At 55.0% G+C, this 12,217-nt stretch carries 11 protein-coding genes; all 11 read right to left on the reverse strand.

Annotated features, from left to right (window positions below):
- Window positions 1–278: 278 nt before the first annotated feature.
- The 11 genes from ABD796_RS18580 to ABD796_RS18630 all read right to left on the reverse strand — a co-directional run bounded on the left by ABD796_RS18580 (window position 279) and on the right by ABD796_RS18630 (window position 12,188).
- Window positions 279–1,271, reverse strand: a complete 993-nt coding sequence (locus ABD796_RS18580) for a zinc-dependent alcohol dehydrogenase family protein (protein ID WP_344910341.1) — start codon at window positions 1,269–1,271, stop codon at window positions 279–281.
- Between the two features lie 169 nt (window positions 1,272–1,440).
- Window positions 1,441–3,738 carry a 5-methyltetrahydropteroyltriglutamate--homocysteine S-methyltransferase gene (metE, locus tag ABD796_RS18585; RefSeq protein WP_344910343.1) on the reverse strand — a complete coding sequence of 766 codons (2,298 nt, stop codon included), beginning with the start codon at window positions 3,736–3,738 and terminating at the stop codon, window positions 1,441–1,443.
- Between the two features lie 228 nt (window positions 3,739–3,966).
- Window positions 3,967–5,283, reverse strand: coding sequence for a HAMP domain-containing sensor histidine kinase (locus ABD796_RS18590; protein ID WP_344910347.1), 1,317 nt, complete (start codon window positions 5,281–5,283; stop codon window positions 3,967–3,969).
- Window positions 5,258–5,956, reverse strand: coding sequence for a response regulator transcription factor (locus tag ABD796_RS18595; RefSeq protein WP_344910349.1), 699 nt, complete (start codon window positions 5,954–5,956; stop codon window positions 5,258–5,260). Before ABD796_RS18595 ends, ABD796_RS18590 begins: the two co-directional genes overlap by 26 nt.
- Complete coding sequence (locus ABD796_RS18600) at window positions 5,949–6,869, reverse strand: phosphatidylinositol-specific phospholipase C/glycerophosphodiester phosphodiesterase family protein (RefSeq protein WP_344910351.1); 921 nt, start codon at window positions 6,867–6,869, stop codon at window positions 5,949–5,951. Before ABD796_RS18600 ends, ABD796_RS18595 begins: the two co-directional genes overlap by 8 nt.
- Before the next feature lie 152 nt (window positions 6,870–7,021).
- The gene (locus ABD796_RS18605; RefSeq protein WP_344910353.1) at window positions 7,022–7,927 is read right to left on the reverse strand and encodes a LysR family transcriptional regulator; all 906 of its coding nucleotides are present in this window, start codon (window positions 7,925–7,927) and stop codon (window positions 7,022–7,024) included.
- 173 nt (window positions 7,928–8,100) lie between these two features.
- Window positions 8,101–8,457 carry a DUF1304 domain-containing protein gene (locus ABD796_RS18610; RefSeq protein WP_344910355.1) on the reverse strand — a complete coding sequence of 119 codons (357 nt, stop codon included), beginning with the start codon at window positions 8,455–8,457 and terminating at the stop codon, window positions 8,101–8,103.
- 115 nt (window positions 8,458–8,572) lie between these two features.
- The gene (locus tag ABD796_RS18615) at window positions 8,573–9,541 is read right to left on the reverse strand and encodes a DMT family transporter (protein WP_344910358.1); all 969 of its coding nucleotides are present in this window, start codon (window positions 9,539–9,541) and stop codon (window positions 8,573–8,575) included.
- Window positions 9,542–9,550: 9 nt separating this feature from the next.
- Window positions 9,551–10,480 (reverse strand): nucleoside hydrolase, encoded by a 930-nt coding sequence (locus ABD796_RS18620; protein WP_344910360.1) that lies wholly within the window; start codon window positions 10,478–10,480, stop codon window positions 9,551–9,553.
- Window positions 10,477–11,301, reverse strand: a complete 825-nt coding sequence (locus ABD796_RS18625; protein WP_344910362.1) for a carbohydrate ABC transporter permease — start codon at window positions 11,299–11,301, stop codon at window positions 10,477–10,479. The genes ABD796_RS18620 and ABD796_RS18625 overlap by 4 nt, the downstream gene beginning before the upstream one ends.
- Window positions 11,298–12,188, reverse strand: a complete 891-nt coding sequence (locus tag ABD796_RS18630) for a carbohydrate ABC transporter permease (protein WP_344910364.1) — start codon at window positions 12,186–12,188, stop codon at window positions 11,298–11,300. Before ABD796_RS18630 ends, ABD796_RS18625 begins: the two co-directional genes overlap by 4 nt.
- Window positions 12,189–12,217 lie beyond the last annotated feature (29 nt).

Raw genomic sequence — 12,217 nt, forward strand, 5'->3', positions numbered from 1 at the left:
CTCCTGGATGTACTTCACCGTTCTTTTCTTAAAATCTTCGTTGAAATGCTGTTTCTGTTCTACCATTTCCGGACACCCCTTTCTTCGTTACGTTAATTATCTAACGTTCCTTATTCGGTGTCCACTTTCTATGCTAACCGCATTTTCGCACAACAGGCATGAATCGGAATCGCTTTGGAGACAACTTGTGTGAAAAACCGTACAACTCTCTTCATGCTTCGTAAGACGTTAGGGACCAAGAGGCTCTCTGGAGCTTCACATCATGTCAAGCACTGATTTTAAGGTAGAGTCAAAAAAACTTTCCCTTCGTTTTTGCCGCCGGACTGTGCAGAGCGAACTGCCTCCTTTACATCGGGCAGGCTATAGCGGACCCGGGCGGGCATGAGCGTCAATCGTCCGTCCAGCACGAGCGCCATCAATCGGCGGAAAGCTTCCTGCCATACCGGAGGAGCCGCGAGCCGGTTCCAGTGACGCAGGTGGAACAACCGGACGTCGGCCTGGGTTTGCCGAGCAATCTCCGCTCCGTTGACGGGTATCCCCGATAACAGCCCTATGCTTAAAAACACCGCGCCAGGCTTCAGGCAGCAAGCCATCGTCGTCCCGGCCGCGCCGCCCACCGAATCGACCGCCGCATCCGCGCCGGCGCCGCCCGTCAGCTCCATGACGGCCGGACGTAATTCCGTTTCCGCCGTATTGACTACAGCGAAAGCGCCGAGCCGCAGCAGCTCGGCGGTATACGCGCCGCTGCGGGTCACGGCGATCAGCCGGAAGCCTAACAGCTTCGCCAATTGGGCGAACAGTCGCCCGATCGCGGAGCCGCAAGCATTGACGAGCACCGTGCCGCCGGGTTGGAGGCGCAGCGCCTCGGTACAGACTAACCACGCCGTCAGCGGGTTAATGTACATTTGCGCGGCGCTCTCGTCGTCCAGACCGTCGGGAACGGATACGGCATACTCGGCCGGGGCTGTCACGAACTGCTGCCACGTCCCTTCCCCTCTCAAGGGCAGCACGCGCCGTCCGATCAGCGACCGGGAGACGGAGGGGCCAGTATCCTCGATAACTCCGATCCCTTCGTAGCCGGGAACCGCCGGCAAGCCGATCCGGTGGGCATAAGCGCCGGTAATCGGGATCAGGTCGGACGGATTGATCGGGCTAAGCACCATACGTACCAACACCTCTCCCTGGCCGGGGCGGCTTACCGGTCCGGTTTCGACGCGCAGGACGTCGGACGGATTGCCGAACTCATAGTAGGTAATACGCGTAGCTTCCACAAAGCATGCTTCCCCTCGTCGTTGAACATCCGTTCGTATACGTTCATCTAAACACGTCTCGCGGCCTTTTTCAACTCTCCGTCCCCATCGGGTGTCCGCCGCCGTCAAGCAAGAAAGGAGCCCGCCGGAATGGCGTGCTCCTCATAAAAGGGTTCGTGACGGACACTTCTCAATGAGCGTCTTGATGACTCAGGGCGTATTTGTCGCGGGCGAGCAAAGTCGCCGCTACCATGTTGCGCAAGGAGGCGACCGTCTCCTCCAGCTTTCTCGTCTTGAGTCCGCAGTCCGGATTGATCCAGAACTGGGCGGAATCGAGCACCTTCAAGGCGCGATCGATCATGGTGCCGATCTCCTCGACCGTCGGGACGCGCGGGCTGTGAATGTCGTAGACGCCAAGCCCGATGCCCTTGTCGTAAATGTGCTCCTCAAAGCTACCGATCAGTTCCCCGTGGCTGCGCGACGTCTCGATCGAGATGACGTCGGCGTCAAGCGCCCGGATCGAATCGATCATATCGTGGAATTCGCAATAGCACATATGCGTGTGAATTTGGGTTTCCGTTTGGACGGTAGAGGTGGACAACCGGAAAGCCCGGACCGCCCAGTCCAAATACCCGTCCTTCTTCTCTTCCTTAAGCGGCAGCCCTTCCCGAAGCGCCGGCTCGTCGACCTGAATCATGCAGATCCCGGCCTTCTCCAACGCCTCCACCTCGTCCCGCAGCGCCAGAGCGATCTGGTACGCCACCTCTTCGCGGGACTTGTCGTCGCGGACGAATGACCAGTTCAGGATGGTGATCGGACCGGTCAGCATACCTTTGACCGGCTTCGTCGTCAGCGATTGCGCGTAGACTGTCTCCGCGACCGTCATCGGCGCCACAAATTCAACGTCGCCGTAGATGACCGGCGGCTTCACGCAGCGGGAGCCGTAAGACTGCACCCAGCCGTTCGCGGTGAAGGCGAACCCGGCCAGCTTTTCCCCGAAAAATTCCACCATATCGGTCCGCTCGAACTCGCCATGCACGAATACATCGAGGCCTAGCTCCGCCTGCAGATCGATCCACGTCTTGATCTGCTCCTTGATGAAAGCGTCGTACTTCTCTGCGCCCCACTCTCCCTTGCGCCATTTTTGTCTGGCACTGCGGACTTCCGGGGTTTGCGGGAAGCTGCCGATTGTCGTCGTCGGAAGCAAAGGAAGCTTCCAACGCTCCTGCTGCGCCTTGCGCCGCACGTCGAAGGATTCCGTTCGGGACGAAGGCTGCTGAGTAAGTCCGGCGATCCGTGCATGCACTTGCTTGCGGGCCCGGGACGGCGATTGCTCCAGCGCCTTGCGGCTGCGGTCGGATTCGGCCAGCTCGGCGGCGAAAGCTTGCGCGCCAACGTTCGCGGCTTTGGTCAACAGAGCGATTTCATCCAGCTTTTCATCGGCGAAGGCGAGCGCCTCCCGCAGCGTCGTATGCAGCAGGTTCTCCTGTGCGGCGCTTACCGGCACGTGAAGCAGGCTGCACGACGGCTGCACGATGATTCGGTCTGCGGATACGGCTTGGGTCAAGGCGTTCAATGTCTCCAGCTTGCCTTGCAGATCGGCTTTCCAGATGCCTCTGCCGTCGATCAGACCGGCGCCCAGCACTTTGTCCGCAGGGAAACCGTGCTCGCGTACCGCTTGCAAGTTTCTCCCTTCGTCATGCACGAAGTCGAGGCCGATCCCATGCACAGGAAGCGAGACGACGTCCTGGTAACGGTCAACGGACTCGAAATACGTTTGCAGCAGCAGCTTGATGCCCGGCACTTCTTTCGTCAGCGTCTCGTAAATGCGGGCGACATGGGCCAGCTCGTCGCCGCTCAGCGAAGAGGACAAAATCGGCTCGTCGATCTGCACCCAAGCAACGCCCTCGGCTTCGAGCTCGCGCAGAACTTGTACGTACAAGGGCAGCAGGCAATCGATCCAGCCGGCCAATCCCTCGCGGCCATAGCCCTTGGACAGCTTCAGGAACGTATAAAGACCGACGAGCACTGGTCTTCCTTCGATGCCGAGCTCCGTCTTGGCTTCGCGGTATGTGTCCAGCAGACGGTTGCCGGTCAGAACGGGGTTCGCTTGATCCAGCTCCGGCACGATGTAGTGATAGTTCGTGTTGAACCATTTCGTCATCTCGCAGGCGGTCGCGTCGCGGCTGCCCCGCGCCATCGCATAGTAGACCGACAAGTCCGGCTTGCCTTCCAAGCGGCCGAAGCGTGCCGGAATCAGGCCGAACATGACGGCCGTGTCGAGGATATGATCGTAATAAGTGAAGTCGCCAACCGGAATGATCTCAATTCCCCGCTCCTGCTGCGCTTTCAGATTGCCGAGACGGATCGCTTTCAGCTCCGCATGGAAAGCCTCTTCCTCCAGCTTCCCGGCCCAATACGCCTCCAGCGCCTTCTTCCATTCCCGGTTCCGTCCGATACGGGGGTAACCCAAATTGCCGCTTTTCATATGCTAACTCTCCTCTTATCTGCGTGTTAAAAGAAAGATAACATATTCGCTTTGCTATAGCGTAAATCCAAATTTCTATAGCTGGTTATAGCCGGAAGCTATAGGTAAGTCGTCCCTGTCCGGCATCGGGACGGAACTTGGCGCGATGCCAGAGCATGAGGAGGCGGGAAAGGAAAAAAGCCCTTCCGTTCGGGCGCGAAGCGAAAAGGCCGAATCCGTTTATGCCTACTAGAGCAAGCGGCGTTTGGGCAAATGTATAATGACATTGAATTGATCGCCATGAATCTCGATTTTGATCTCTCCGCCGTGCAGCTCCACGATACTTCTCACGATCGAAAGACCGAGACCGGAGCCTTCCGTATGACGGGATTCGTCCGCTCTTTTGAAACGCTCGAACAATTCCTCCGCAGCAAAATCGATCTCGTAGGCCGACGTATTCTGAATTTTGAAGAGAACCTGGTCGTCGGTTTCATCCAAGTAAATATAGATCCGGGTGCCGGGAAGAGAATATTTCTTAGCATTGCCGATTACATTTTCAAAGACGCGCCATATTTTATTGCCGTCCAAGCTTGCATGGATCGGGAACTTGGCTATTCTTTCTCTAATCTCAAGGGAAGCATCCCCTGCATGGGTTCTGAATTCGGCGATAGCCTGGGTCAATAAGGTGGCCACATCGACAGATTCAATATCCAGCTCCACCGTGCCGCTGGCCATTTTCGACACCTCGAACAGGTCTTCGATCAATAGCTTGAGCCTTAATGCTTTGCGCTCGAGGATTTGAACATGGGCTCTGGCTGTCTCGGAAGGAAGCTCCTCTTTTTTTAACAGATCGACATAGTTGATAATGGAAGTGAGCGGCGTCTTCAAGTCATGCGATACGTTGGTGATCAGTTCGGTCTTTAAACGTTCGCTCTTTATTTGATTCTCCAGCGCATTTTGGTACCCGGCCTTCATGTTGTTCAGGTCACTCGCAAGTTTGGATAGAATATCTTTCCCGGACTCTTGAATCGTATATTGAATATTGCCATCGGCAATTTCTCTCGCTCCCTTGACGATCGCGGCGAACCTCCCAAGCTTGCCGAGAACATACGGAACGACGAACAAGATGTACAAAACCTCGTAGAAAAGGAGCCAACCGAGCTCGTTGCTGCTCGCATACGTAGCCGCCCGCCATCCGACGATGCCGGATATCGCCGTTAACAAGAATAGAAGGAGCAATCCCCAGGAAATTTTCCCATTCTGCAGCACAGCCCTTACACAGCGGCTCCATAGGCGAATGTAGTACGTCGTCACGCTTCCCCGCCACAGCTCGCTCCGATCAGGGGATGCGTTCCGGCGGAAGAACACCTTGCCTGCCAATACACCGACTATGATAACTAGCAAAAAGAGCTGGATCCATACAAGGATAAACCACTCCACGTACAGTCTGCCGACGAAAAATCGGTTAATCAGAATGACGATCCACAGGATCGCCGCGGCCAGTATGACCAGAAGGTCGACAGAAATTCGCCGGTTCGCTTTATTTTTTTTCGATTTTATATCCAATTCCCCATACCACCTTTAAATATTTCGGGTCTTTGGGATTGATCTCGATTTTCTCGCGGATATTGCGAACATGCACCGCGACCGTATTCTCCGAGGAAAAGATCGGTTCATTCCACACGCGCTCGTAAATCTCTTCGAGCGAGAAGACCCTCCCCTTGTTCTCCATCAATAACTCCAAAATTTTGTATTCCTTAGGAGTCAGCCTCACATCCTCGCCATCGACCTCAACCGTCTTTGTGCTTTTATTCAGCACAAGGCCCTTGACTTGAATAATCTCGTCCTCGTTCGTCTGAATAGCGCCTAGATTCGTAAATCTCCGCAGCTGGGAACGAACTCTTGCGATGAGCTCGAGAGGATTAAACGGTTTGGTCATGTAATCGTCGGCCCCCACGTTAAGGCCCAAAATTTTGTCATTATCTTCCGATTTTGCCGAGAGCATAATAATCGGGATGTTTTTGCTTTCGCGAATTTTAAAGGTCGCTTTGATCCCATCGAGCTGCGGCATCATCACGTCCATGATGATCAGGTGGATCGTTTCCTTTTCCAAGATGTCAAGCGCTTCCAGCCCATTCGAGGCCGTAATGACGTCGACACTGTCGCTTCTCAAGTAAAGGACGAGCGCTTCGCGAATTTCCAATTCATCGTCCACGACAAGGATGTTCATTTTAGCCATTGTTTTTCACCTTCATAGGAAATGTGCTTATTTTTACCAAGTCGGCGCTGCTATATTCCGGGAAGCCGCCGTTGTCCGGACTGACGTTTGCATGCGCAAGCGCAAGCTCGACCGGCGATACCTCCCTGTCCGTATAAAATCCATATACCCCGAAGCTGCTCAGCAGGTCCATGGTCCATCTGCCGTTAACCGTATGAACATAGCTTCTGACCCCCAGATCCTGCAGAGATCGGACTAGATTCGGGTTCATAAAAACGCGATATACAGGCATGGCTACCGCCGAAATGTGTTTCTCCTTAACAAACTGTAAAATACTTGTGGCCGAAGCGGCGGTGTTGTAGAGCGAATACATGTTGTTGGGAAATGGATAAATGCTCATGACCGTATCATACATGGCCGGACTAAATAGTTCAGGAATCATTCTGTTCAACAGGGAAGGGTCTGCCCGGAGCGTTTCATTGACCAAATGCTCAAATTGCCGATGGATATTTTCGTTCCCGCTTGCTTTCATATCAATAATCAAATAAAAATCGGGATATATCTGCATCAGTTGGAGAATATCCGGCCATGCGAGGGGACGAAATCGACCTTGAATAAGCGAGTTTTTCGTTAGATCCGGCTGCAGGTTTTGCGACCAGTCGTGTCTTGCAACCAGCTCCCCCTCTTCCGTCTGCAGAAGATCGACTTCAAACAAGCGGAACCCTCTATGATAGTTGGCGATGAATGCGTCATAGGAATTCGTATACTTGAAGCCTTGTATTCCGCCCAAGGCATGCGCGATCAACGTATTCGCTTTCCAGCCGTCGATTGGCCCAACTGCGATTTCCCGCTCTTTCCCGGACCAGATGAGCCCCCATCCGCACCAAATAATAAGAACGGCGATCAGGCTCCAACATACGGTTTTTTTGATCATTCGTTTTAGCTCTCCTTTCTATACCGATGATAGAAATACTACGGCACAAAAATAAAGGAGGGCTGGGGAAAAAACGAAAGAAACGATGAAGATTTTTAAGAAACGCCAAACAACCTTGATTGCTCAAGGCTTCTGACGTTTATCGGGGCGGGCTAACTGGAAGCCAAAGTCTCGTGCAGGGCTTCAATATAGGCGGAGGCGAGCTTGGAAAGAGCGGCATTCTGGTGACTAATCCAGCCGACATGGAGCGTCTCGTCGCTGGCGAGCGGAACGGGAATGATCTCGTTGCCGTTCAGATCGGCGCTGAGCACTCCGGTCGAGATCGTGTATCCGTTCAAGCCGATCAGCAGATTGAACAGGGTCGCCCGGTCGTTGACGCGGATGCTTTTGCGGTGCGACAGCGTGCTGAGAATTTCCTCGGAGAAGTGAAACGAATTGTACTCCCCTTGTTCGAAATACAAATACGGGTAATCCTGCAGCTCGTCGAGCGTCACGACCGCCTGCTTGGCCAGCGGATTGCCGATGCTTATAAAAATGTGCGCCTTTGCCGTAAACAGGCTCGTAAACGTCAGGTTGGCGTCCTTGAGCAGCCGGTTGATCACCTTGGAGTTAAATTCGTTGACGTACAATATGCCGATCTCGCTGCGCTGGCTTTTGACATCCTGAATAATTTCGTACGTTTTCGTTTCCCGCAAAGCCAGTTCGTATTCCTCGTGGCCATGCTCGCGGACCAGCTTCACGAAGGCGTTCACCGCGAAGGCGTAATGCTGGGTCGACACCGAGAAATGCTGCGGCGAAGGCTTGGCGTTCAGGTAGCGGTTCTCCAGCAGTTCGGCCTGCTCGATCACCTGCCTGGCGTAGCCGAGAAATTCCGCCCCTTCCTTCGATAGCGTAATGCCTTTGTTTGTACGTTCGAAAATCGTAACCCGGATTTCTTCCTCCAGCTCTTTAATCGCATTCGAAAGGCTGGGCTGCGACAGAAACAGCCGTTTGGCCGCTTCGTTCATCGACCCGCGGTTGGCCACCTCGATTACATAACGGAGCTGCTGTAAGGTCAACGCGCATCGCCGTCCTTTCTTGTTCGGTCGTGAAAGATCACCTATCGGCTTCTAATGCTTCATCACAATACCTGTCACGACGAAAAAAGCCGCCTCGACAAGGCGGTTTTCCGGTTATGACTTCCGGTTATGACTGCTTGCAGAGATCGCACGCTCCTCTGTCTGCCGGCCGGTCAAAGGAACAGGACCAGCAGCAGAGCGATAAGGGCTGGCAAGCCCTGGACGAGCAAAATCGATTTTTTCGCGGTGGCCCCGCCGTACAAAGCGGCGACGAGAACGCATATCAGGAAAAAAATTTCAATCTGATGTCCGACGGCGACATCGGGATGAACCAGGCCCCAAATAAGCCCCGCGGCCAAAAATCCGTTGTACAGCCCTTGATTGGCGGCCAACGTCTTAGACGCCTCGGCAGCTTGCTTCGTCATGCCAAAAGCCTTTAATCCTCTGGGGGTCGCCCACATAAACATCTCCAGATAGAGAATGTATAAGTGGATAAGAGCGACAAGCCCGACAAACAGGGAACTGACCAAAATGTTCGCCTCCGTGACGTAAGGTTCCCTCTAAGAGTACCACAGACCTGCGCGGATGCAAACGACTGCCTCCGAAGCTAGCTCTCTATTTCTATCGGAAAAGTCTGCCTTCGTTCTAGGGCACACGGTTTTCCGTTCGATTTCGGCTGCCGCCCACTCGCGGCTCCTGGACGATAATGACGCCAAGAAAGGCGATCAGCATGCCGCAGATGGAGCCCGTATTCACGTATTCGTTAAAATAAACGCCGCCGATGATCGTATTCAAGACGATGCTGAGGGAAACGACCGGAATGGCTTTCGACATCCGAATCGTCCGCAGCGCGTAAGAAAAGCTCCAGATCGCCAAGCCGTTGAAGCAGCCGGCGGCGATAAGACGGAGAGCCCCTTCAGGCGTAACGGTAGCCCACACCTCAGCGCTGTCGTAGACAAGCGCAATCAGCACATTCAGCAGCACGATGCCGGACGCCGCCCCGACGGCGAGCACTTGGGCCGGCGCCATTCCGCTGCGCAGGCGGGCTCTCAGGACGGCCGAGGCGCTCGCCCACGATAACCCGCCGGCTAAGCCGAATACGAACGCCCATGCCGTTCCGATGGTAAGCGGCATCCCGGCAGACTTGTACCCGAACATCAGAGCCAGCCCGGTCACGAAAAGGGCGATTCCGCCGACCATCGTGCGGCTGATCGGTTCGCGAAGGAGCACCCCGCCGATCAGAACGGCCCATATCGCCTGACTTTGCACGGCCGGTGACGCGATACTGAGCCCGCCGAGCTGAACCGCTACATAGAACAGCACGTTGCCCGCCAGAAATTGCAAGCAACCGTAGCCGGCGGCAGCTGCCCAACCGCTCGTCGGTATGGACCGGGGTAACGTCCGTCGCTTGACGAACGCAGTCGTCAGCGCGAGCAGAAGCAGCGGGATTGCTTGCAGAACGGCCCCGGCCGTATAGTGGGTGCCGACGGAAGCCACCCGCAGCGATATATCCGAGGCTTGAAAAAGAATAACGGTGGCGGCGACGAAAAACCAGCCGTAGCGTCCTGCCGCATGTTTCGGGGAACGGATATCCGGATGTCGAAGCGGCTGCATGCCCGTTCTTTACGACATGGCCGGTGCCGGAGCGCCGTCCTGCAAAGTCCGCTCGGCGAACAGCCGGACGACCCGCTCCTTGTCGACATCCGTGCAGACGGCGGCGTTCATAGGCCCCTCTTGCCGCTCGCCGAACGGTCGCTGCGCGGCAAAGGTCATGCCTTGCGTATACTGGCCCTTCGTTTCGACGCGGATAAGCATCTGCTCGGTCTTCACAGTCGTCGGGTCGATCATCGCCGCAATGACGAGCGGATCGTGCAAGTAGATCGGACGGTTGGGCGAGACGGCCCGCCACATGCGGATGCAATCCCCGATAAACGGCGCCGCCTTGTAGGAAGCTCTGTCCAATTGGTCCAGCGCCTCGTCTGCTGTCACATAACAGCTCAGGGTCACATCGAGTCCGACCATCACGATCGGAATGCCGGACTGGAATACGATCGCAGCCGCTTCCGGGTCGCACTTGATGTTCCACTCGTTGTAATGATACGAGTAGACGCCGCCCATCAGCACGATTTCCTTGACGTTGCGCGCGAAGTCGTCGGACAGCCGAATGGCCGAGGCAATATTGGTAAGCGCACCGATCGCCGCAACGCGGATTTGCTGCGGATGCAGCGCCGTCTGCTCGACGAGAAACGAAGCGGCCTCCGGCATGGCGCCGCAGTCGTAATGCCCCATCGCCGCTTCCGAATACTGACATGGCTCCTTGTACGAATCCCAATTGCCGGTAAGCGGAGCCGCCGCGCCGAGGGCGACGGGAATGTCGCTTCTGCCGTTCATATACAGCAGATGGGCGGCAAGCCGGGCGCGCTTGGGGCAAGATTTGAACACCGTCGTAATGCCGACAACGTCCAGCTCGGGCGAATGAAGCGCCATCTGGATGGCCAGGGCGTCGTCGATGTCGTCCCCGATATCCGTGTCGATAATGATTTTGTCTCTCATCCTTTGATCGCCCCTCCCATTAAACCTTTAATAATATGCTTCTGCATGAATAGGAAAAATACAAGCGAAGGCGCCAGTACGATAACGAGCATCGCCATAAACGTCGACCACTCGGTCGAGAACTGGCCCTTAGCGCGGAATATTTCCAATATTAGCGTACTGTTGCTGCGCGAGTTCAAGAATTCGTTCGCGAATAGGAAATCGTTCCACGTCCACATCGTATGGTAAATAATTACTGTCGTTGTAATCGGCTTGAGCAGCGGAAATACAACCTTGGTGAATACTTGGAACGGGCCGCAGCCGTCGATAATCGCCGCCTCCTCCAACTCGGACGGGAACGAGCGCATAAAGCCGAGGTAAAGAAAGAAGGCGAATACGCACCCTTGGCTGTAAAACAAGATGATCCCAGACAGCTTGTCGATCAAGTGCAGCTTCGTCATAATCTCGAACAGCGGTATAAGCGACGATTGCATCGGAATCATAAAACCGGCCAGCAAATAAAACATGAAAAACGTGTTGGACTTATTTCTGCCGAACGAGATCGCATACGCCGCCATCGAGCCGAGCAGCACGATCAGGCCCACGGCGCACACGGTAATGACCAGGCTGTTTTTAAACGCATTTAAGATCGGCGTATCGGCAAACACCCGCGCATAGCTGTCGAAGACGAACCGGGCCGGCAGCGAAAGCGGATTGAACGCCGCATCCTGGCTCGTTTTCATCGTATTGATCACCATATAATAGAAGGGGTACATGTACAGCGCGCTGATCGCCAGCATCACGACTTCCAGCGCGATCACGCCGCGTTTTTTCGTCCTCATCGCAGACGCGCCTCCCTTCCCTGCGTCCATTTCAACTGGATAATCGTAATGATGGCGATAAAGAGGAAGAGCACGATGCTCATCGCCGACGCTTTCCCGTAGAACATTTCCGAGATGCCCCGCAAAATGATTACCTGGGAGATCGAATGCGTCTCGAAGCCCGGTCCGCCCTTCGTCAGCGCGAACGGAATCTCGAACACCTTCAAGCCCCCTGTCGTCAGGATGAGCAGGCTGGCCGTCATCGCCGGAGACAGCATCGGAATCGTAATGTGGAACAGGCGTTGCCTCCAGGTGGCCCCGTCAATTTGCGCCGCTTCATAGTATTCGTGCGGAATCGTCTGCAAGTTGGCGACGTACAGCACTGCATGCCAGCCCAAGCTAGCCCATACGCCGACGATAACCGTCGATACGCGCGCGAGCAACGGGTCGGACAGCCAAGGCACGCGCTCCATGCCGAACAGGTTGTGCAGCAAGTAGTTCAGAGCGCCCGAATCGGTCGGCGAGAAAATGTACGCCCAAATGTAGCCGATGGCAAGCGAGCTCGGTACGGACGGGAAGAAAAACACCGCCCTTTGCAAATTCCGCGTCTTCATCCCCGAGTCGAGAATGATGGCGAGCGGAATGGCGAACAAGGTCACGAGCACGATGGAGCTGAACGTGTAGAACAGCGTATAGCTCATCGACGCCAGCATGGCGCTGTCATGGAACAAGTCGATATAATTGCCGATGCCGACAAATTTGTATTGCCGCGACATCCCGTCGAAATTCGTAAAGCTGTAATACAAGCTTTTCAGAAACGGGAAAATGATAAACAGCGTATGGCTGGCCAAAGCGGGTACCAGAAACATAAAGAAGATGAATTTGATTTTGCGCGATTTATGCTTCATTTCCAGCACCTCCTGTACAAGAGAGAGCA

Origin of the sequence: Paenibacillus hodogayensis (assembly GCF_039536325.1) — a bacterium.
Lineage (GTDB): Bacteria > Bacillota > Bacilli > Paenibacillales > NBRC-103111 > Paenibacillus_AB > Paenibacillus_AB hodogayensis.

Coding starts and splice junctions, on each gene's coding strand:
- metE (WP_344910343.1), bottom strand. CDS start 3,738: ATGAAAAGCGGCAATTTGGGTTACCCCCGTATCGGACGGAACCGGGAA.
- ABD796_RS18595 (WP_344910349.1), bottom strand. CDS start 5,956: ATGGCTAAAATGAACATCCTTGTCGTGGACGATGAATTGGAAATTCGC.
- ABD796_RS18600 (WP_344910351.1), bottom strand. CDS start 6,869: ATGATCAAAAAAACCGTATGTTGGAGCCTGATCGCCGTTCTTATTATT.
- ABD796_RS18615 (WP_344910358.1), bottom strand. CDS start 9,541: ATGCAGCCGCTTCGACATCCGGATATCCGTTCCCCGAAACATGCGGCA.
- ABD796_RS18620 (WP_344910360.1), bottom strand. CDS start 10,480: ATGAGAGACAAAATCATTATCGACACGGATATCGGGGACGACATCGAC.
- ABD796_RS18625 (WP_344910362.1), bottom strand. CDS start 11,301: ATGAGGACGAAAAAACGCGGCGTGATCGCGCTGGAAGTCGTGATGCTG.
- ABD796_RS18630 (WP_344910364.1), bottom strand. CDS start 12,188: ATGAAGCATAAATCGCGCAAAATCAAATTCATCTTCTTTATGTTTCTG.